Below are 21,594 nucleotides of genomic sequence, written 5' to 3'. Positions count from 1 at the left end.
GGCCGCTAAACGCGGCCTTTTCTACGTTGGCACGGAAACCGGCTGCGCATCGCGCATGAGCCCGGCCATGAGGCCGCTCGCCCGCTGCACCTTGGCAAGCACGGCGCGGTCGAGCACCTGGCGACCTTCGGGCACCACGAGCGTGAGGTAGGCGCGCGCGCGCGTGATGCCCGTATAGACGAGTTCGCGCGTGAGAATCGGACTGAAGGTATCGGGCAACACGAGCGCCGCGTGCATGAACTCCGAGCCCTGCGACTTGTGGACTGTCAGTGCGAACACGGTTTCCACGCCCTGAAGCCGGCTCGGCGACACCCACTTCACGCCGCCCGAGCCGTCGCCCGCCGGAAATGCCACGCGCAACACCGGCGGCTCGCCCGGCGGCACGGGCAGTTCGAGCGCGATGCCGATATCGCCGTTCATGAGGCCAAGCTCGTAGTCGTTGTGCGTGACAAGCACGGGGCGGCCCGCGTACCAGTCTCCGCGCGGCTCGATGAGACCTTCCTCGTGCAGCAACCGTGCAACGCGCCGATTGAGTCCGTCCACGCCCCACGGACCGCGCCGCAGCGCACAGAGCAACTGAAACGCGCCGTGCGCCTTCAGCACATCGGCGGCCCATTTCGCGAGCGCCTCGGGCGAGGCATCGGGCGCGGGACGCATCGCGCGCATCGTCTCCAGATAGTGCCGATAACCTTGCCGCCGCCCTTCGGTGTCGTCGCCCACGCGGCCATCGACACTCAGCGCGCGCAGCGGCCCGTCATCCGTCGCGGAACACGCGATGCGCGCGAGATCCGCGTAACCGCGCGTCCAGATCTTCGCGACGCCCACGGCGTCACCCGCATTGACAAGCTCCGATAGCGCCCCGATCCCGCTCTCCGATGCAAACCGGTGACTCTCGCGCAGCATGGCCACGGCTTGATCGAGCGGCAAGCCGCGCTCGTCGAGCATTGCCGCGTCGATACGTTCGCCCGTCGCGGCTTCGAGCCAGGCGCACGTCGCTTCCGTGTAGTGGCCTTCGCGCGCGCGGTCGCAAAGTTCGCCCAGCACCGCGCCCGCCTCGACCGAGGCCAACTGATCCTTGTCGCCGAGAAGTATCAGGCGTGCTGAAGAAGGCAGCGCATCGAGCACGGCGGCCATCATCTCGAGATCGACCATCGACGCTTCGTCGATCACCAGCACATCCACCGGCAAAGGGTTCGCCGCATCGTGCCGGAATCGCCGGCTGCCGGGCCGCGTGCCCAACACGCGATGCAGCGTGGTCACAGCGGTGGGAATCGCTTTACGCAATATCGTGGCATCGACGTGCTTCTGCAAGGCATCGAACGGCAGCCGCTCCACGGCGCCCGCGATCGATTCGTTCAGGCGCGCGGCCGCCTTGCCGGTCGGCGCCGCGAGCCGAATGCGCAACGGTCGCGCGTTGACCGATCCGCTCGCCGGTCCCAGCGCCAAAGTTTGAAGGAGTGCCAACAATCTTACGACGGTGGTGGTCTTGCCCGTGCCGGGGCCGCCCGTAACGATGCTGAATGCACTGCGCGCCGCGAGCGCGCAAGCGAGCTTTTGCCAGTCCGCGCGCACGTGCGAGGTTCCGCTCGCGCGCGGCGCAAACAACGCGTCGAGCGTCGCGCGCGCAATAGGCAGCGGCAATGCCGCTTCGAGTTGCGCGCCGCGCGCAAGGCGCCGCTCGATGCCCGCTCGCACGTCTTGCTCGTATTGCCAGTAACGGCGCAGATAAAGACGCGTACCGGTCAGCACGAGCGGCGTATTCCCGGCTTCGTCATGCACTTGTGCCGCGACGAGATCGGGCTCCGCCAACGCCGCCTGCCATTGCGCGAGCGTCACGCCCGCCAGCACTTCGGCAGGCGGCTGCGCAGGCACTGCCGGCAACATTTGCGGACCATCGGGCGGCAAGGAAAGCGCGAATGCGGGATCGTCGAGCGTCGCCTTCAAGTCGAGGCAGACATGGCCGCGGCCGAGTTGATGGCTTGCCAGCGCGGCCGCCAGCAACAGCAACGGAGCACTGTGCGGCGCTTCGGTCCACAGGAACCGCGCGAACGCCGCATCGAGCGTGCGCAGCCAGCCGCGCTCGACCCAGTGATCGAGCACGCCCAGCATCTGGGTTGCCGATTCGCGCGCGGCATGCGGTTTCGTTTGGCGAACCGCATTTGCATCGGACGTATCGAGATTTTCGAACAAATCGCCCGTCACGCCGATAAGTTCTCGTGGGCGGCGCTTCGTCATGCCACGTCCTCCAACGCATCGCGGTTCGCGAAGCGCGCATCGAGCCATTCGATCAACTCGCGCGGCGGGCGCTCGCAATGCAAACCTTGCCCCGACGAACGGCCGCCGCGCAAAAACATATATACGGCGCCGCCGATATGCCGATCGTAATCGTAATCGGGCAACCGCGATTTCAGCAGTCGATGAAGCGCGAACAGATAGAGCACGTACTGCAATTCGTAACGCGAATGAAGAATCTGCGCGCGCATTTTCGCGAACGTGTACGAGGCATCGTCGGGGCCGAGCCAGTTCGACTTGTAGTCGGCGACGTAATAGCGCCCTTCGTGCTCGAATACGAGGTCGATAAAGCCTTTGAGCATGCCGTTGAGTTGCGTGGCGTCGAGCGCCGGGCGCGCCTCGCCATCGAGTGTCAGTTCCGTCACGATCTGATCGAGTTCGAGCGTATCGACGGAATTCGCCGTGACCCAGAATTCCATTTCGGCCATATACGACGCCAGCGATTTCAGCGCGATGGGCGATACCGCCTCACCGTCGATATCGGGCAAACGCAGCGGCATGTTCACGAGTTCAATCAGCCACGCGGTGAGCGGCTCGATCCAGTGCGACCAGCCGCGCACGTGGCAGCGACGCGCGATCATGTCGCGCACGCTGTCGCGCGCTTCGTCCTTCACGATGTTCGCGAAACCTTCTTCGGCGGCCCATTCCATCAATTCGTGCAGAAAACTGCCTGCGTCGGGACCGCGCTCGAAACCGTGCATCGGCGAAAGCGCGGGCGTCACCCGCGTTTGAGCGAGATTGCCCAGTGCTTCATCGTCCTCCGACGGCACGCTGGCTTCGAGCAATTCGAGGAACACGTCCTCGCCGCGCGTCTCCGGTGCCGCGCGTGATTCGTCCGCTTCGACAGGAACGCCTTCACCAATTGATGCGTCGACGGTCTTGAGGCTCGAATAGCTCGCGATCCACCAGCGCTCTCGCTCGCGACGCATCAATGTGCGGGCCTGACCGCGCCGCGAGCCCACGTCGCGCAACGCGAACACCTCGCGCGCGGCTTCCGGCGCAAGCGTCACGGCAATATCCTCGCAAGGCCCGCGCAGCGCTTCGAGCAATGCTTCGGTATCCTCAGCAGAAATGGCGGCGCCGCCGCTGAGCAGATAACCGAACGCGCTGCCCTCGACGTCGGCCACGCCAGCGTAGCCGATCCACGTGGCGTATCGCGCGCGCGTAAGCGCGACATACAGTTTGCGCAAGTCTTCGCCAAGGCGTTCGCGATCGGCCTGACGCAATACACGCGCATCGGCTTCGAGCGTGACGTGCAAGCCGCCTGCTTCATCGTGCCATTTGAACGGCATGTCTTCGGGTTTGACGGCGCGATGCGCGCATGCGAACGGCAAGAACACCAGCGGATACTCAAGGCCCTTGGACTTGTGGATCGTGACGACCTGCACAAGACCCGCGTCGCTCTCCAGCCGCAACTGTCGCGCGTCGCCGCCACCGCCCGCGCTTTCGTCTTCGCGCTGTTCGTCGAGATAGCGGATCAGCGCATGCTCGCCGTCGAGTTGCGTGCTGGCCTGTTGCAGCAATTCGGCAAGATGCAGCAGATTCGTGAGCGCACGTTCGCCGTTGAGGCCGGCCCCCGCGCTTTGACCCAGCAAGCGCTGCGGAACATGAAAGTCGTTGAAGAGTCGCCGCAGCATCGGCAAGACGCCCTTCTTGCGCCAGCATTCGCGATAGCTACGGAATTGCAGCACGCGCGCCTCCCACGCGGCTTCATCGTGACCCAATGCGTCCAGCTCAGCCCATTCGAGGCCAAGCGTCGCACTGGCGAGTGCCGCGCGCACGAGCCGCCCGTCGTCGGGTTCGGCGCACGCTGCGAGCCAATAGCGCAATTCGTCGGCTTGAGGCATTCGATACACCGAATCGCGATCCGACAAGTAGACGCTGCGCACGCCGCGCGCGGCAAGCGCCTCGCGAATCGCCTGCGCCTCCGTGCCGTTGTTCACGAGCACCGCCATGTCAGCCGGTTGCAACGCACGCACGCCTTGATCGCTTTCGAAACCCGCCGCGCCCTGCTGACCGAGGTTCAGCAGGCGCACCATTTCCGTCGCGCAACTTGCCGCCATGCCCGAGAAATACGCCTTGTTGCTGAGCGGCTTTCCATCGCTCGACGAAGGCAGCCACCAGACATTCAGCGCCGGCAGCGGCCCACCGTCCGCGACCAGCGTTTCCGCGCGGCCATGCGCATCGGCCGCGACAAACGGCAGCGCGTTTTCCCGACCATCCGTACTCCGAAACAAAAATGCGCCGCTTCCTTCGCTACGGGATTCCGCCGCATCGAAACAGCGATTAACCGCGTCCACCATCGCGCGCGTCGAACGGAAATTCTTCTTGAGCGTATAAAGACGCCCTTCGCACGCGCGCCGCGCGCGCAGATAGGTATAGATATCGGCACCGCGAAATGCATAGATGGCCTGCTTCGGATCGCCGATCAAGACGATTGCCGTATGGATGTCGTTCGACTCGATGCGATAAACCGAATCGAAAATCCGATACTGGATCGGGTCGGTGTCCTGAAACTCGTCGATCAACGCAACCGGATATTGCTTGCGAATGATCTCGGCAAGACGCGGGCCATTTTCGCCTTTCAACGCATCCAGCAAACGCGTGAGCAAATCGTCGAAACCCATTTGCGAACGGCGCGCCTCTTCTTCGGCAAAACGCCGCGCGACCCAGCGCGCCGCATGGCATAGCACGTCCTGCCTCGCGTGCGGCGGCGAAGCCAGCGATTCGCGCAACGTCTCCATCGCCACGAACGCCGGGTGCTCCGGCGGCTCGCCCTTCCAGATTTCCTGTAGACCGGCTGGCGTAAGGCGCGTCCAGACCGCTGCTTTATCGTCGAAACCCGGATGCGCGAGCTCTGGATTGTTGGCCCACTCGCGCAGCTTTCCGATCCACGATTCGCAATGGTTCGTCTTGAGCTTGCTCGCGTTGAACTGCTTGGCCGTGCGCGCCGCGTTGAGCAACGCTTCCACTTCTTCGATCCACACGCGCCACGGCGCCTTCAACGCTTCGAGTTCCGCTTGCGCGCGCGCGCGCGCGTCGACCAGCGCGGCCTCGGGATCGCGCGCATCGGGCAGCAATTCGGCGTGCGCGAGCAATCCGCGAATCGACTTGTGCAACGCGTCCGGGCTCGCGAACCATGCACGCACTTCGGCCGCGCATTGGGCGTTGAGCGGCGCCATGAACGTGCGCCAATAGTCGCGCACCACTTCCGCGCGCAATTCCGTCTGATCGGTTTCCAGCGTTTGCGAAAAGAGACTGTCGCTATCGAACGCGTGCTCGCTGAGCATGCGATTGCACCAGCCGTGGATCGTGGAAACCGCGGCCTCGTCCATCCATTCGGCCGCAAGCTGCAAACGGCGCGCACATCCCGGCCACTGTTCGGGCGCATAATCCTCGCGCAAATCGTGCAGCAAATCCTCCCCCGCCGCCCGCAACGCGACTTCGTCGGGGTTCGCGCGAAAGCATTCGGCCGCTTCGATCAAGCGCGCGCGGATACGCTCGCGCAACTCCTTCGTGGCGGCGTCCGTGAACGTCACCACGAGAATTTCGGGCGGCGTCAGCGCGCGGCCGGCCACGCGCGCTTCATCGTCGAACAAGCCGGCGTCGCTCGCCTGGGCATTCAGCGCGCCATGCCCCAACACGAGTCGCACATACAGCATGGCGATGGTGAAGGTCTTGCCTGTTCCCGCGCTCGCCTCGATCAGACGGCTGCCGTAAAGCGGAAAACGCAGCGGATCGAGCACTTCGGCATCGACGTTTTCGAGCGGATTCATGCTGGCATTCATGCGGTTTCTCCTGCTCCGCTCGAACTGCGCTGTGGGCGCGACGAAGCCAGCGGCGCACGATAGACGGGCCACAACAGCGTGGTGGCAAGCGTGAGGAATTCATCGTGCGCAACGAGCGCATCGAAGTCGGCGAACGCGCGATGCAGATAAGCGTTCGTCTCGCGCTCGCCACGCACGCGACCGCTGCCTTCGTAGACGGCACGCGCCGCGTCCCACGTTTCCGCCGGCACCGATTCTCGCGTGCCGTGGAACGAATCGGGCAATTTGCGCAACCACGCGAACGCCGTTTTCACGGCGAGCGGCAACGGCCTGCGCGCGCCTTCGTCCCACGCGGCAACGAGCGCACGCAGCCACGCGTGCGCGACTTGCGGATCGAGCGGCGAAAATTCGGCCACGCCCACCTTGCTCACGATTACCGTGGTCACCGGCCCCGCCGCGATTTGTGCCGCAACGTGCCGGACCCAGTACGGCACGAGGCGATCGCCGCGATAGCGGCTGTCCTTGACGAGCGTGCCGGGGTCGAGCAGCACGCGCCCGAGCGCGCCTTCCGGCCCCGCGCGCAAATCGTCGAGCCAGTCGTCGACCGTGAGCGTGCGTCCGTCGCGCGGCACATCAAGACGAATTTCATATTGATGCTCCAGCCGGTCGGGCCAGCGCGCGAGCGTCTTGCGATATTCGACGAACAATTCCGCCATCGGCGCGAGCAATTCCTCGCCGATCACTTCGCCGAAGCCGCCCGTGGCGAGATCGCCGCTGCGATGCATGCGTTCGAGCCGCTCCAGCGCGGCCGGTTCGAGATTGTCCTCGCCACGCTCCATCGCCTTGATCTGCGCGCGAATCAACTCGCCCTGCAACTGCCACGCCTGCAACGCGTCCACCTCGAACGGCTCGTGGTTCTCGCTCGCCGCGTCTTCGCTTTCGAATGCCACACGCAAACGCTGCCGGAAAAAGCTTCGAACCGGATTACTCAGGAAGTCGCCAAGCTCGCGAATCGTGAGCGGTTCGTCGCGCTCCACGGGGAGCAAGGTTTGCGAGGCCGCTTCGGGTTTCGGTTGCGGCGCGGGGCTGTTCCACTCGCGCGCATAGGTGTAAAGCGTGGCGCGCGCGGGCTGCTCGGGAAAATAGTCCGCGCTGAACGGTTGCAGACGATGTTCGATCGTGATCGCATCGAGCAGCGCGCCGCGTTCTTCCGAAGCGAGCCGCCAGCCCGCTTTCAAGTGATCGCGCAACTGTCCGACGAGCACCGAAGGCGGACGCGGCGTGTTGTCGGTAACGCTGCGGCCAATCCACGAAACATGCAGATGGTCGCGCGCCGAAAGCAACGCTTCGAGAAAAAGATAACGATCGTCCTCGCGGCGCGAACGGTCGCCGGGCCGATAGTCGCGGCGCATCAGATCGAAATCGAGCGGCGTGCGGCTGCGCGGATAGTCGCCATCGTTCATGCCGAGCAGGCACACGCGGCGAAACGGAATCGCGCGCATTGGCATGAGCGTGGCGAATGTCACGGCGCCCGCGAAGAAGCGCTGCGAGAGGCCACCGCCTTCCAGCGCCGCCATCCAGTTTTCGGCGACGATGGCAAGCGGCAAGGTGCTCGTGAGCGCGGCTTCGTCGCAGGCTTCGCGCCAGGTTTCGAGCGCGCCGTCGAGCCGGTCGAGCGTGAAGGCATCTTCGCCGTCTTCCGCCGAGAAAAAGGCCGTTTTCAGCGCGCGCAAGCGCTCGCACCACGCTTCGACCGTGGCCGGTTCGCGCAGCGTGCGCCAGGCGTGATCGAGCGCGTCAATCAAACGCGTGAGCGGGCCGAGCAACGCCGCGTCGAGTCCGCCGATCTCGCTGAACGGTTCGATACCGTGCCATGCTTGCGCACGTTCGCCGGTCGCATAACCCAGAAGCATGCGACGCAAGCCGAACGCCCAGCTATTTGGCGCGCTCAATTCGTCCGCTTGCGGCAAACCGAGACTTGCCCGCTGCTGCGCATGCAAGCCCCAGCGAATGTTCGCACCGTCGATCCAGCTACGCAGCGTGGGCACGTCCTCCACGTCGATGCCGAAGCGCGCACGCACCGCCGGCACTTCGAGCAGATCGAGCACGTCGCTCACGGTCACGCGCGAATACGGCAACGCGAGCAGCATTTCGAGCGCGGCAATCAGCGGATCGAACGCGCGTTGCGCACGGTCCGCGACACTGAACGGAATGCTGCGCGGGTCGTCGGCATCGAGCAGCCCGAACACCGCCTGAATATGCGGCGCATAGACTTCGATATCCGGGACCATCACGATGATGTCGCGCGGCCGCAGCGTGGGATCTTCCGCGAATGCCGCGAGCAAGCGGTCGTGCAGGATTTCGACTTCGCGCTGGGCGCTATGCGCAACATGAAAGCGAATCGATTCGTCATGCTCGATATCGACCGGCTCCCAGTGCGACCGTGTTTCGCCGATCGGCCGCAAGTCGCGTATATCGTCCTGCAACTGTTGCAGCAAGGTCCGCGCTTCGTCGCCTTCGAACAGATCAATACGCTGGCCGATACGCGTGAAATGCGGCGTATAGGTTTCGCGCGCTTCGTCGCTATCGTATTCGTCGAGCAAGCCGATGAAATCGCGCCCCTGCTTTCCCCACGCGGCCAGCAGCGGCTGCGAATGCAGATGCAGTTGCGATTCGTCCAGCTGTGCCGGGGCGCCCGCACGCCGCCGCTGACGCGCATGTTGCGCACGCAACAAATCCTGGTCGGCGATGATGTCGGCCCAATAATGCATGCAAGGGTTATGCACGCACATCAACACCTGGCTCCAGCGCGACATCGCCGCGAGCACCTCCACCGACTGCCGCGGCAAACTCGAAATGCCGAACACCACGAGGCGGCGCGGCAGGCCCGCAGGCCGCGCTTCGCCGTCCTGCCACGCTTGCGCGCGCGCCATGAACGCCTCGTGTACGGCGGCCCGTCCCGTGTCGCGCAAGCCGATACCATCCTCGCCCCGCGCGCTCACATCGGCAAGCAAGGCGCGCCACAGCGCGGCTTGCCAACGCGCCTCTTCGGGCAACGGCGTGCGGTTGCTGCGCGCGTCGATCAAGACGTCCTCGTTTTCGGCCCAGGCCGCGAGCCAATCCGCGCGATAAACCTGATACTGGTCGAGCAAATCGGCCACGCGCTGCGCGAGCTGAAAGCACTTGCGCTGGTCTTCGTCGTGCGCCATGAAGCGCTTGAGCGGCTCGTAACCGGGCTCGTCGAGCAACGCGGGCAGCATGCGCATGAGACGCCATGTAAGCCGCGATTTGTCGAACGGCGACACGGCGGGCACCGCGTCATTGCCGAGCACCGCGCGATACACCTGCCACAGAAAGCGCGACGGCAGCGACATTTCGAGCGCTGCCGCAATGCCGACGCCGCCCTGCGCGGGATCGGCGGCAAACGCGAGCTTGAGCCATTGCGCAATACCGTTGCTTTGCACGAGAAACATTTCTTTCTCGAGCGGCGCGAGCGGATTCTGGCGAATCCAGTGTACGATCAAATCACGCATGCGCTCGGGCTGGTTGCCATGCACGAGCATCAATCCCGTGGGCAGTTCGCGCGTATTCAAACGAGGCTCCCACGCGCACGATGCGCGCGCGCTGCGTATTTCGTGAGGGATCGGGTCAGGAAGAATGCTGCCATGTCGCCAAGGTCGGTGTATTGCAGAAGCAAAACGTGCGGATAGCCGTATCCGCACGTAGCAACAGTTTACGACATTCGCGCGCGCGAGGTGCGGCGCAAGGGCGATTTCCGGCTTGTTTTGCGGCGTTAGCCGAGCCGCGCTCCCGTGGCGCTATCGAAGAAGTGCAGGCGTGAAGCCGGCAACTGCACCGCAAGTCGCTCGCCCGGCGCCGGCCGCGTTTCATGCGGCAAACGCACCACCACATCGGCATTACCCCAACGTCCGTGCGCGAGATTGTCCGCGCCCAGCAACTCGCAGGTTTCCACTTCCAGCGTGACCGGCTCGCTCCGCACCGGCTGCGCCGATTCGGCAGCACGCACGTACATGTGCTCGGGCCGCACGCCCAACACGCATTCGGCACCTTTCGGCAGCCATGGGGGCGGCTCGGCAAGCCGCAAATGCGGCCCGTTACCCGCGATTTCGAAGCATCGGCCGTCGTCGCTCACACGCCCGCGCAACAGATTCATTGCCGGCGACCCGATGAAGCTCGCGACGAACATCGAAGCCGGCCGGTCATATACGTCGCTGGGCGTGCCGATCTGCTCCGCGCGGCCGCCGTTCAGCACCATCACGCGCTGCGCAAGCGTCATCGCCTCGATCTGGTCGTGCGTGACGTACAGGCTCGTCGTGCGCAGCCGCGCGTGCAAACGCTGGATTTCAAGGCGCATTTGCACGCGCAGCTTCGCGTCGAGATTCGACAACGGTTCGTCGAAAAGAAAAACGGCGGGCTCGCGCACGATGGCGCGGCCCATGGCAACGCGTTGGCGCTGGCCGCCCGAAAGCTCGCGCGGCTTGCGTTCGAGCAGCGTGCCAAGCTCGAGAATGTCGGCCGCGGCATTCACGCGCGCATCAATCGTCTTGCGATCGAGCCCCTGAAGCTTGAGGCTATAACCCATGTTGCGCGCGACCGTCATGTGCGGATAAAGCGCATAGTTCTGAAACACCATGGCGATGTCGCGATCCTTGGGCTCCATGCGATTGACCACCTTGCCGCCAATCGCTATCTCGCCCGACGTGATGCTTTCGAGCCCCGCCACCATGCGCAACAGCGTGGACTTTCCGCATCCCGAAGGCCCGACGAGCACCATGAATTCGCCGTCCTGCACGTCCACGTCGATACCGTGCAATACCTGATGCGCGCCGTCGTATGACTTCGTCACGCCGCGTATGGTCAATGCCGCCATGCCTTCCCCCGCGAGACGAAAAACGTCTCGATGCTGTGCTTCGCTATGAATGGATTGACTGCCGACGCGCTTTCGCGCGCCTTCATCGTCATTTCTCGACGTCGACCAGGCCGCGCACGAACCAGCGCTGCATGGCCAGCACGACAACAAGCGGCGGCAGCATGGCGATCATCGTCGCGCACATCACGAGATGCCATTGCGTTGCGGCGTCGCCGCTCGAAATCATGCTCTTGATGCCGACCACCGCCGTGGTCATGGACGCCGTGCTCGACATCAGGATCGGCCACAAATACTGATTCCAGCCGTAGATGAACGTGATGACGAACAGCGACGCGATGTTCGTTTTCGACAGCGGCAATACGACGTCCCAGAAGAAATGCATCGGCCCCGCTCCGTCGATACGCGCGGCCTCGATCAATTCGTTCGGGAGCGTGAGAAAGAATTGCCGGAATAAGAACGTGGCGGTGGCCGAAGCAATCAGCGGCAAGGTTAGGCCCGCATACGTATTCGTGAGATGCAGTGTGGCCGCCACCTGCACGGTCGGAAATATGCGGACTTCCACCGGCAGCATCAACGTGACGAAGATAAGCCAGAAGGCGAGCCGCCGGAACGGAAAGCGGAAGAACACGATCGCATAGGCGGAGATAATCGAAATGGCGATCTTGCCTACCGAGATCACGAGCGCGGTAACGACGCTATTCATCAGCATCACGCCGAACGGGCTTGCCGCGTTGCCCGTTCCATTGCGCCAGACGGTGGCGACGTTCGCGAATAGATGCGTGCTGGGCAACAGCGAAAGCGGCACGGAAAACACTTCCTTTTCGTTCATCGTGGCCGCGCAAAACGCAACGTACACCGGGAACACCACCACGGCGAGGCCGAGCAACAGCATCGCATGGCAAAACAGATTGAAGTATTTGCGGTTTTCGATCATCAGTACTGCACCCGCCGTTCGATGAAACGGAATTGAAACACCGTCAGCGCCGTGACGATCAGCATGAGCACGACCGATTGCGCGCCCGAGCTGCCGATATCGAGCCCGCGAAACCCTTCGTCGAAGATCTTGTACACGAGCGTGCGGGTCGCCTGGCCGGGACCGCCGCCCGTTGCCGCGTCGATCACCGGAAACGTATCGAACAATGCGTAAACCACATTCACGACGAGCAGGAAAAAACCGGTGGGCGAGAGCAACGGAAACGCGATGCCGAAAAAGCGCCTCACAGGCCCCGCGCCGTCGATTGCGGCCGCTTCGAACAGCGACTGCGGAATCGACTGCAAGCCCGCATAGAAGAAGAGAAAGTTATAGCTGATCTGCTGCCACACCGAAGCAATCACCACGAGCGCCATGGCCTGCCCCGGATTCAGCGCATGATTCCAGACCACGCCCATATGCGCGAGCGCATACGTCACGAGACCGATGCTAGGATTGAAGAGAAAACCCCACAACACGGCGGCGATGACGGGCGCGACCGCATACGGCCAGATCAGGAAAGTTTGATAGAAGCGCTTGCCGCGCGTGACATGGTGCGCCATGGCCGCGAGCAACAGCGAAATGGCGAGCCCGGCGAACGTCACGAGCGCGGTGAAAACGAGCGTGGTCTTGACCGAGTCCAGATAGAGCGGATCGTGCGCGAGCCGCGTGAAATTGGCGAAACCGACGAACACCGACGACGTGCCGAAAGCATCCTCGGACTGCGTGGACTGCATTAGCGCCACGCCGGCCGGCCAGAGAAAGAAAATGACGGTCACCGCAAGTTGCGGGCCGACGAGCAGATAAGGCAGCAAACCCGTCCCAAAGCGGGAGCGTTGTTCCATCGCTTCACTCTCCTCGAATCGCGGCGTACGGCCATGCGAACGCCTGGTGGCGCGGCTTGATTATCGGAATGCCGTGGCCGCCTTCAGGCGGCGCCGCGTACGCATTCTAGCCGAGACTGGGAGCCGCGCGATTCGAGACGTTATTCGTCTGGATTCCGCCGCGATGCGAGCTGCGCGTCGATAAGCTGATCGACCACGCGAATCACATGCTCCGGCGTAATGGCTTTCGTGCATTGAAAGCGCAGCGCGTCCCCAGCGTGCCGTGGACACCAGCCATGATCGCCGTCGTCGAATTCGAATTGCGTGTCGTTGTAGCAGCTATTGCACGCGTGGAAATTGATGATGCGCCACGGCGTATGGAATTCCGCCTTGGGATGCGAGAAGCCGCTGATCAGCACGACAGGCGTTTGCACCGACCACGCCAGCCACGAAAGGCCGCTGCCCAGGCCCACGAAGAAGTCGGCGTTCGCAAGCAGACTCGCACGTTGCTGCAACGGCAACGCGCCCGTGAAATCCTCCGCATTGGACGGCATTACGTTCACGGCTTCCTGCGAGGCGGATTCGCGGTCGCGGTCGATGCAAAGCACACGGTAACCGCGTGATTTCAGGTGCTCCACCAACCGGTACCAACCGCCCGGATAATTCCAGTATTTGCATTGCGCCGAAGCCTGCGTAGCAATGCAAACGTAGCGCCCTTCGATGACGCGCGCGGGATTCGCACTCGCGACGCGCGGGCGGCGCTCGATGGCCGGAACGCCGAGCATATACGACGCGAAATCCTGGAGGTTGCTCACGCGCATATCGGTCGGCTGATGATCGCGATCGGCGAAAGGCTTGTAGCAGCCGACGCGATAAGTCGCATAAACCGGCTCCTCGCCGCCGGCCTCGTCCGACCCGACGAAGTCGATGGACGGATAGCCCGCTTCGAACAACGGGCTCAGCCAGTCCTGCATCCGCACGGTGAGCGCGCAGCCGTGCTGCCGGCGAAACGCCTCGAATGCGGGCATCCAGGCAATGGCGTCGCCCATCGCGCCCGAACCGACTTCGATGCGCACGCGCCGGCCCTTCGCATCGAACGCATGCGAGAACACGAGGCGGTCGCCCTCCATCACTTCGAGCAGGAACCGGACGAAATACTTGCGGCGGCTCGCGGCCACTTCGTCCGCTTGCAGCGCGGCATCGAACACCACGTTGCCGGTGTCGAGATCGCGCATGCGCACGCGCCACCCGTCGCGCGGCACTTGCACGCGGCAGCCGTAATTGAAGTCGAAGCGGATGCCTTCGGGGCCCGGCAAAACGGGCGCGCCGAGCTGCGCGAACGAGGCGGTATGAACGCCGCGCTGTGCGTATGCGGCGCACGCGTTGGCCGGCTGGAGAGTGGGAAGCGACGAGCCGCCGATCGACGAATTCATGGCACGAAAGTCCTTGAAACACGGTGTTGCCGCTGCAAGGCGCGCACCGGCTCCGGGCACCGGCCCGGACGGCACGCATCATAAGGCAGACCGCCGCTATCGTCGTAGCACGTACCTCAACGAATCACGCGATCGGCCTTCATGCCAGCGTTGCCGCCGCGAATTTGCCGATTTCCGTGGCGGGATCGCGCAGCGCGTCGAGGTCGAGCTTGCGGCCCGTGCCCACGAGCTTCTTGCCGCACAGAAAGTCGGGCATCGAACTCACGGCATCCACGGCCAGCAGCTCGCGGTCCTTCAGGTAATAGACGGCGAAGCGGCGCGCGGCGGGGTCGCCACGCACGATCGTTTCGTCATAACCTTCGCAAAGGCCCACGGTTTGCAGCTTGAGATCGTATTGATCCGACCAGAACCACGGCGCGTCGCATGCGGGCCGCGGTTTGCCGACGATGGCCGCCGCGGCGAGCTTGGCCTGCTCCACGGCATTGTGAACGCTTTCGAGCCGGCCCGCGCGGCCATAGTGCGAAAGCGGCCGATGCGCGCAATCACCGATAGCGAAAACGTCTTGATCGCTCGTGCGGGCGTCGTCGTCCACCTGAATGCCGTTGGCGCACGCGATGCCGGCGTCGCGCGCGAGCGCTTCATTGGGAACGATGCCGATACCGATCAACGCAAGCGTGGCCGGCACGATCTCGCCACCGGCGAGCCTCACGCCCGTAAGCTTGCCGCCTTCGCCCACGAGCGCCTCGATCTTCGCGTTCAGACGCAAATCCACACCCTGCGCGCGATGTTCGTTTGCATAGAACGTGGAAACGGTTTCGCCCGTCACGCGCCCCAGCACGCGCGGCGCGGCTTCGAGCACCGTGACCGCGTGGCCCAATTGACGCGCCGCCGCAGCCGCTTCCAGCCCGATATAACCCGCACCGACCACGACGAGCTGGCCGCCCGGCTTCACTCGCTCGCGCAGCACGTCCGCGTCGGCGAGCGAGCGCAATGCCACCACGCCTTCGAGATCGTGGCCCGGCACCGCCAACGCGCGCGGCATGGAGCCCATGGCAAAAATCAGTTTGTCGTAATGGAGTTCGCTGCCGTCCGCGAGCGTGAGCGTATGCGCCGCTGGATCGAGCGATTGCGCCGCCGTGCCGAGTTTCAGTTCGATGCGTTGATCGTCGTAGAATGCGCGCGGCTTCAGCCAAAGGCGCTCGACATCGGCCTCGCCTCTCAGGTAAGCCTTGCTCAGCGGCGGACGATGATACGGCGGCACGGGCTCCTCGCCGACCAGCACCACGCGGCCTTCGAACCCGTATTGCCGCAACAGCGCAGCAGCGTTGCCGCCCGCATGCCCTGCCCCGACGATCACCACCGTGCTGCCTTCTTGCATGTCCGCTCCCGTTCATTGATTCGTTGCGCGCATCGGCGGCGGGTGGCTCATGCGCGCAGTGTTTGCAGCGCAGCAAAGCCGCGCCCGCCAGCGCGCCAAGGAACGAGATGATCGCACGGTTTGTGCTCGCGAAACAGCGAGGATTCGCCGCGCAGTGCGCGCAATGCGGTGTGCCGTCGGTGTCGTCCGCCGCGCGATTCATAGCGTTTTCGTCTTGATCGAAAAACAGCGACAAAAGCCGCTGCTTTTCATGACGATGCGCGCGAGCGCGCCGGAACTCAATCGTTCACGAGTTTCTTCGGCAACAGAAATGCAAGCAACGCGCCCAGCACCATCGCGCCGGAAACGAAGTACATGCCCGCGTTGGTGCTATGCGTCACGTCCTTGAGCCAGCCGATGATCGACGGGCTCACGAAGCCCGCCAGATTGCCGATGGAATTGATCATGCCGATGGCCGCCGCGGCCGAGCCGCCCGCGAGAATCGCGCTCGGCCAGGTCCAGAACACGGGCATCGTCGCGAGCATGCCCGCCGCGCCCACGGAAAGCGCAATCATGGCGAGCGGCACATTCGCGCCGAACACGGTGCTGAAATACAAACCAATGCCCGATGCCAGCGAAGCCAGGGCGAAGTGCCAGCGGCGCTCGCCCGAGCGGTCGGCGCTCCTTGCCACGCTGAGCATGCTGACCACGGCGCACGCGTAGGGAATGGCCGTCAAAAGGCCCACGTTGAGCGCGTCCTTCACGCCGCTTGCCTTGATGAGCGTGGGCAGATAGAAGCTGATGCCGTACAGGCCCATCATGCAGCAAAAGTAGATGATGGCCATGTGCCACACGCGGCCGTTCGTGAACACCGAACCGATCGACGCATGGCCTTTGCCCACGTTATCCTGCGCGATGTTCTGCTCGAGTACGGCCTTTTCGTCGTCGGAAAGCCATTTCGCGGCGCGAATGTTGTTGGGCAGATAGAACAGCGTAATCACGCCCAGCACGAACGAAGGCACGGCTTCGATCAGGAACAGCCACTGCCAGCCCGCCCAACCGCTCGCGCTCGTGAAAGCCGCGAGAATCCAGCCCGAAAGCGGACCACCCACCACGCCGGCAATGGGAATGCCGATCATGAATAGCGCATTCATGCGGCCACGGCGCGCGGCCGGAAACCAGTACGTGAGATACAGCACGATGCCGGGGAAAAAGCCCGCCTCGGCCACGCCCAGCAGAAAACGCACGATGTAGAACTGCATGGGCGTTTTCACGAGCAACGCCGCCGCCGAAATCACGGCCCACGTAAGCATGATGCGCGCGATCCAGCGCCGCGCGCCCACGCGGTGCATGAGAATGTTGCTGGGTACTTCAAAGAAGAAATAACCGATGAAAAAGATGCCCGCGCCAAGGCCGTACACGGTCTCGCTGAATTGCAGATCATTGAGCATCTGCAATTTCGCGAAACCCACGTTCACGCGGTCCAGATAGGCGGCGACGTAGCAAAGAAACAAAAAAGGCAGCAAACGCCAGGTGGCTTTCGCATAGGCGCGCGCCTCGATGTCCTGCAATGCGGCCTTCGATTGGCCGCTGGCAAATGTATTCATGGTCTCCACATGGTGCGAAGCGATGCCCGGCGGCATCGCGGGTTGCCTGCCCGATGGCCTCAGTCGGTTCCGGCAGGCATGAAGCATGCACCACGAATGGGCCAGCAGGTCGGCGTAAAAACGGGGGCGCATGTTCGGAAACGCGCGCTGCCCCGCCGGTATCGAGCGCGAATGCTACCAGCGAACCGCACGACCCGGCATGAAATCACGCACGCGCCTTTGCACACGCGGCGATGCAACGGGCATGATCGTAGCCACGGGCAATATTTATTGTCAACCGAATGAAAGCCCCGAAATAGCGCAGCACTGGCGGAAACCGCAAACGCCCACGCCACGGCGCTAGAATCGCCCACTCGAATATTCGACATTGTGAAAGGAGGATCGCGCGCCATGAATATTGCTTCGCCGCCCCGCCGTCCGCGCGTGTATCTCGCCGGCTTCGACGTGTTTCGCCGCGACGCGCGCGAACACGGCGCGCGACTTGTCGCGGCCTGCGCCGAATTCGGCTTTGAAGGCGTTTATCCGCTCGACGCCGAAGCGCCCGCCGATCTCGACGGCCCGCGCAAAGCCGCGTGGATCTATCGTTCGAATATCGACGCCATTCGCGCCGCCGAAATCGTCATGGCCAATGTGAACGATTTTCGCGGCCCCGGCGAGCCGGACTCCGGCACCGCATTCGAAATTGGCTATGCAGCCGCCCTCGGCAAGGAAATTTGGGCCTATACGTCCGACGCGGGAACGCTAATCGAACGCGTGCCTTCCACGGCCGGCTCGGAAGGCCGCATTTGCGACCGCGGCTATTTCGTGGAAGATTTCGGCCTTGCGAAGAATTTGATGATCGCGTGCGCGGCACGCATCGTGCAGGGCGATGCGCGCGCGTGTCTCGAAGCCATGGCGCAAGGCCGTACGCCATAGCCGCGCGCCTTGGCGTTCGCTCCGTTCAGTGCTGCATGGCGCTCATCGTGTTCATGCGCTGCAACGCACGAATGCGCGCCACCGCCGGCCGGTCCGCCACCGCCGACTGATAAAGCTTCGCGAGATCGGCTTTAAGCGCCGTGCGCGAAGCCGCGTCGAGATACACCATATGCCCCGAAGGATAGAAGCGCGCGCTCAGGTTGTTGCGCACCTTCTGATCGACAAGCGGCATCTTTTGCAAGTCCATCACGGTTTGATAGAACGGCGTGACGAAATCGTAATAGCCATTCGCCGAAAGCACGCGCAAGTCGGGATTGAGCGCCATCACCGCCGCCAGATCGCCGGCCGTATAAAGCACCACGTTACCCTGCGCATCGGTGCCTTTTTGCGCGCCGGTCGGATCGATATGGCCGAAGTTCCAGTTCTGGAAAGCCTGATCGTTTAAATCGGTGAATGACGAATTAGTGCGGAATTTCAATTGCTCGTTGAGATAACTATTCCACATTGCCGTATAAACGCCGCTCACCGCCGTCATGGTGGGATCGTTGCCGCCCGAATTCGGGTCGACGTTGCCCGCGATGCCGGTGTCGATGGCGGTCACGCGGCCGTCGTACGAACCCAGCGCCACGCCTTTGTCCTTGAGCAGCGTGGTGAGAAAAAGCGAATTGCCGCGGCTGTCGTAGGCGGCAATGTCGAGATTCCACGATTCGAGCGTTTGCGTATCAATACCGGTGTATTGAGAGAGTTTCGTTAGCGCGGCGGTAATGGCCGGATCTTTCGCATTGGGAAATTTCGAAAGCGCCTCGCGATAATCCGTGCGCGCGAATTGCGCGACCTGTGCGGCAAAGGCCTGCAAATCCTTGGGCGCGGGCTTTATCCCCAGACGCTGATGAAACCATGCGTCGGCGGCGGCCGTCGGCAATGCGCCAACCGGATTGCCGCTTTGCGTGTAATCGAGAATCGACGATTGCAGCGTAACGCCATTCAAGTCGATGCCGTCTTCATGCAGCCGGTAAGCCAGCACGCAACTGCGCGCCGTGCCATACGACTCGCCGTAGAGAAACTTCGGCGAATTCCAGCGATCATTTGCCGAAAGATAGCGCTTGATGAATTGCTTGAGCGAATCCGCGTCCTGATCGACTCCCCAGAAGTCGCGGTTGTGATGCGGCGCGACGGCCGCCGAATAGCCCGTGCCCACGGGGTTGATGAACACGAGATCGCTCGTGTCGAGCAGGCTGTCGGGGTTGTCTTCGAGCGCATAGGGCGCGGGCGGCGTGAAGCCCGGCATCGAAGTCTTGATGCGCTTGGGCGCAAACGAGCCGAGCAGCACGAACACCGACGATGACCCCGGCCCGCCGTTATAGAAAAACGTTACGGGGCGATCCTGCGCCTGCACGCCGTCTTTCGTGAATGCCACGTAGAAAATTTTCGCATTGGGCTGCGAACTGCTCGGATCGACGGTGACGAGATGCCCCGCCGTGGCCGTATAGGCGATGACTTCCTTGCCGATCTGGATCGCGTGATGCGTGATCGCGGCGTTCTCGGTCACGTCGGTGACGAAGTCGTCGGGGCCGTTGCCGTAAGCGGTGGGATCGAAGCAAGGTTGATCCGCGGGACCGCGATGTTTGCCGTTGCCGCCGGCCCGGCCGTGCGCCTGACCGTTGCTGGTGGACTGCGCCTCGTCGTTCATGTCGTCTCCTGTGTCGACTAGAGCAAGCACAGCGCTCGCATCGGCAACATGCTTCGCGCATGGACCGTCGCGAACTTTCGTACCGTAAAAACGCGTCGCGCCGCGCCACGATGCACCGCGCGACGGCTCATGCTACGCCTGCGAGAGCGCCGCCGCCACTTTGCTGCCCACCGGCGTGCCGAGGCCCGTACAGGCGTCCCAGCCGGGCGCGGCCGAGTAGTCGCCGTTGCTGCCGCTCGTGACGTCGTTGAACGCGCCAGGCTGCGCATAGAGCTTCGCGTTGACGAAGCCCACAGGCGTGCCGCGCGTGGCGTTGATGCGCGCAAGCAGTGCGGCCCAGAGCGGCGCCACCGCGCTCGTGCCGCCCACCACCGTGTCCGCGCCGGCCACGCGCACCACGTACCCCGTGGCCGGGTCCGCGTCGGCGGAAACGTCGGGCACGCCGCGCCGCACGAGCCCGCCCGCGCCGCCGTCGCGCCGCACGACGCGCAAGCCTTTTTGCCATGCGGGCAGCGCGAACGTGGCGCTCACGCCGCCGCCCGTTGCACCGTCGTCGCCGCTGCCCCACACCGTTTCGCGCGTGATCCGCCGGCCCGAAGCGACGACGTGCGTGCCGCCGCAGCCGAGCGCATAGACGCTCGATGCGGGAAAGTCGACGTGATCGGCGCCGTCGCTCACGCCGTCCGTCGAGCCGCTATCGCCCGACGCCGCGCACACGGTCACGCCAAGCGCGACGGCGGTTTGCATCGCGTCGTTGAGCGCGCTGAGCGATTGCTGCGACCACGTCGATTCGGGCGCGCCCCAACTGATCGAAATCACCGAAGGCTTGCGCTCGCTGTCGTGCAGCGCGGCGCTCACGGCATCGACGAAACCGGCCTCGCTATTCGGCGCGAAGTACACGGCGATGAGCGCGGCCGGCGCGAGCGCGCCCGCTATTTCGATGTCGAGCGTCACTTCGGCATCGGGGCCGTTGGGGTCGCCTGTGGGCGCATTACCGGCCTCGTCGACGGACACGGCTTCCACGCGTGGCATGGTCACGCCAAGTGCCTTGAAATAGGCACTCAAATCGTCGGTGCTGTAACCGCCGCCCATTTCGACCAGCGCGATGCACTGCCCCTTGCCGTCGCCGGGCGGGAAGTCGTAAAGCTCGGCGAGCTGCAACGGCGTGAACGAATTGCTGACGGCGCGCGCGGCCCGAATCGGCGGTCGAATGGAAGGATCGCTGGCTTCGGCGCCCGGCGCCGCGCCGTGATTGATGCGGAAATGCGGCTGCGCTTTCGCGCGATTGTCGAGACCCACGACCGCGGTAATCACGTCGTGAACGTCGTCGGGCAAATGCACCGGGCCGTTGGGTTGTCGAAAGTGAAATTTCGATTGGCCGATTTGATGCTCGAAGCGCTGCAAGTCGATGCCGAACGCCGCGTTGTACTGCTGCACCGTGCCCGAAAGCACCACGCGCCGCGACGCCGGATCGGCATGGGCGACTTGCAGGCCGTGCGCGGCGGCAAACTGCTCCACGCGCTTCACGTCCTCTGCCGAAGCCCCGAAACGCCGCTCGTATTCCTCGCGTGAGACGGGTTGCGCGCCGGGTGCGTTCGCCGCGAGCCGGTCGACAAGCTCGTGAAATTCGGCCGACGACTGACGCCGCAAGATCAGCACGATGTCGAAATGTTCCGTCGGGTCGCAAGCGCCCACGCACTGCGCGCCGCTTGGCGCGGGGTGGTTGCTGTCTGCCACGGGATGCCTCGTCATGGCTCGTTCTCCTTGATGAAGCGCGTGCCCTTCGACGGTCGGACCCGCGACGAATTGCCGGATTCCGCGCGCCACGTGGGCACCGCATGCCGTTCG

At 63.8% G+C, this 21,594-nt stretch carries 12 protein-coding genes; 1 reads left to right on the top strand and 11 read right to left on the bottom strand.

What is annotated here, in order from left to right:
* Positions 1–21: 21 nt before the first annotated feature.
* From recD to U5805_RS07330, 9 genes are all read right to left on the bottom strand, one after another.
* Entirely contained in the window at positions 22–2,235 is a 2,214-nt protein-coding gene (recD, locus tag U5805_RS07370) for an exodeoxyribonuclease V subunit alpha (protein ID WP_322102792.1), read from the bottom strand.
* Positions 2,232–6,080: an exodeoxyribonuclease V subunit beta gene (gene recB, locus U5805_RS07365; RefSeq protein ID WP_322102791.1), complete on the bottom strand. Its 3,849-nt coding sequence runs from the start codon at positions 6,078–6,080 to the stop codon at positions 2,232–2,234. The genes recD and recB overlap by 4 nt, the downstream gene beginning before the upstream one ends.
* The gene (gene recC / locus U5805_RS07360; protein ID WP_322102790.1) at positions 6,077–9,652 is read right to left on the bottom strand and encodes an exodeoxyribonuclease V subunit gamma; all 3,576 of its coding nucleotides are present in this window, start codon (positions 9,650–9,652) and stop codon (positions 6,077–6,079) included. The genes recB and recC overlap by 4 nt, the downstream gene beginning before the upstream one ends.
* A 200-nt stretch (positions 9,653–9,852) precedes the next feature.
* Complete coding sequence (locus U5805_RS07355) at positions 9,853–10,950, bottom strand: sn-glycerol-3-phosphate import ATP-binding protein UgpC (RefSeq protein WP_322102789.1); 1,098 nt, start codon at positions 10,948–10,950, stop codon at positions 9,853–9,855.
* A gap of 88 nt (positions 10,951–11,038) precedes the next feature.
* Positions 11,039–11,884: a sn-glycerol-3-phosphate ABC transporter permease UgpE gene (ugpE, locus tag U5805_RS07350; protein WP_322102788.1), complete on the bottom strand. Its 846-nt coding sequence runs from the start codon at positions 11,882–11,884 to the stop codon at positions 11,039–11,041.
* On the bottom strand, positions 11,884–12,765 hold the full coding sequence (gene ugpA / locus U5805_RS07345; protein WP_322102787.1) for a sn-glycerol-3-phosphate ABC transporter permease UgpA: 882 nt from the start codon (positions 12,763–12,765) through the stop codon (positions 11,884–11,886). Before ugpA ends, ugpE begins: the two co-directional genes overlap by 1 nt.
* A gap of 140 nt (positions 12,766–12,905) precedes the next feature.
* The gene (locus U5805_RS07340; RefSeq protein WP_322102786.1) at positions 12,906–14,177 is read right to left on the bottom strand and encodes an autotransporter strand-loop-strand O-heptosyltransferase; all 1,272 of its coding nucleotides are present in this window, start codon (positions 14,175–14,177) and stop codon (positions 12,906–12,908) included.
* A 139-nt stretch (positions 14,178–14,316) separates the two neighbouring features.
* On the bottom strand, positions 14,317–15,555 hold the full coding sequence (locus tag U5805_RS07335; protein ID WP_322102785.1) for an NAD(P)/FAD-dependent oxidoreductase: 1,239 nt from the start codon (positions 15,553–15,555) through the stop codon (positions 14,317–14,319).
* Positions 15,556–15,833: 278 nt separating this feature from the next.
* Positions 15,834–17,141: an MFS transporter gene (locus U5805_RS07330; RefSeq protein ID WP_322102784.1), complete on the bottom strand. Its 1,308-nt coding sequence runs from the start codon at positions 17,139–17,141 to the stop codon at positions 15,834–15,836.
* 390 nt (positions 17,142–17,531) lie between these two features.
* On the opposite strand from U5805_RS07330, the gene U5805_RS07325 reads away from it, so the two are divergent.
* Positions 17,532–18,056 carry a nucleoside 2-deoxyribosyltransferase gene (locus tag U5805_RS07325; RefSeq protein ID WP_322102783.1) on the top strand — a complete coding sequence of 175 codons (525 nt, stop codon included), beginning with the start codon at positions 17,532–17,534 and terminating at the stop codon, positions 18,054–18,056.
* A 25-nt stretch (positions 18,057–18,081) separates the two neighbouring features.
* Here the strand turns inward: U5805_RS07325 and U5805_RS07320 are convergent, their stop codons facing one another.
* Positions 18,082–19,746: a S10 family peptidase gene (locus U5805_RS07320; RefSeq protein ID WP_415914551.1), complete on the bottom strand. Its 1,665-nt coding sequence runs from the start codon at positions 19,744–19,746 to the stop codon at positions 18,082–18,084.
* A gap of 132 nt (positions 19,747–19,878) precedes the next feature.
* The gene (locus U5805_RS07315) at positions 19,879–21,498 is read right to left on the bottom strand and encodes a S53 family peptidase (protein ID WP_322102782.1); all 1,620 of its coding nucleotides are present in this window, start codon (positions 21,496–21,498) and stop codon (positions 19,879–19,881) included.
* Between the last annotated feature and the right edge of the window lie 96 nt (positions 21,499–21,594).

This window comes from Paraburkholderia sp. J41 (assembly GCF_905220235.1).
Taxonomy (GTDB): Bacteria; Pseudomonadota; Gammaproteobacteria; order Burkholderiales; family Burkholderiaceae; genus Paraburkholderia.
Note: the sequence above shows the minus strand (reverse complement) of the source record. Positions and strands in the feature narration are given on the sequence as shown.

Excerpts from the sequence above, each read along its gene's own strand:
- recD (WP_322102792.1), bottom strand. The coding sequence starts at position 2,235 with ATGACGAAGCGCCGCCCACGAGAACTTATCGGCGTGACGGGCGATTTG.
- recB (WP_322102791.1), bottom strand. The coding sequence starts at position 6,080 with ATGAATGCCAGCATGAATCCGCTCGAAAACGTCGATGCCGAAGTGCTC.
- U5805_RS07355 (WP_322102789.1), bottom strand. The coding sequence starts at position 10,950 with ATGGCGGCATTGACCATACGCGGCGTGACGAAGTCATACGACGGCGCG.
- ugpE (WP_322102788.1), bottom strand. The coding sequence starts at position 11,884 with ATGATCGAAAACCGCAAATACTTCAATCTGTTTTGCCATGCGATGCTG.
- ugpA (WP_322102787.1), bottom strand. The coding sequence starts at position 12,765 with ATGGAACAACGCTCCCGCTTTGGGACGGGTTTGCTGCCTTATCTGCTC.
- U5805_RS07340 (WP_322102786.1), bottom strand. The coding sequence starts at position 14,177 with ATGAATTCGTCGATCGGCGGCTCGTCGCTTCCCACTCTCCAGCCGGCC.
- U5805_RS07335 (WP_322102785.1), bottom strand. The coding sequence starts at position 15,555 with ATGCAAGAAGGCAGCACGGTGGTGATCGTCGGGGCAGGGCATGCGGGC.
- U5805_RS07330 (WP_322102784.1), bottom strand. The coding sequence starts at position 17,141 with ATGAATACATTTGCCAGCGGCCAATCGAAGGCCGCATTGCAGGACATC.
- U5805_RS07325 (WP_322102783.1), top strand. The coding sequence starts at position 17,532 with ATGAATATTGCTTCGCCGCCCCGCCGTCCGCGCGTGTATCTCGCCGGC.
- U5805_RS07320 (WP_415914551.1), bottom strand. The coding sequence starts at position 19,746 with ATGAACGACGAGGCGCAGTCCACCAGCAACGGTCAGGCGCACGGCCGG.
- U5805_RS07315 (WP_322102782.1), bottom strand. The coding sequence starts at position 21,498 with ATGACGAGGCATCCCGTGGCAGACAGCAACCACCCCGCGCCAAGCGGC.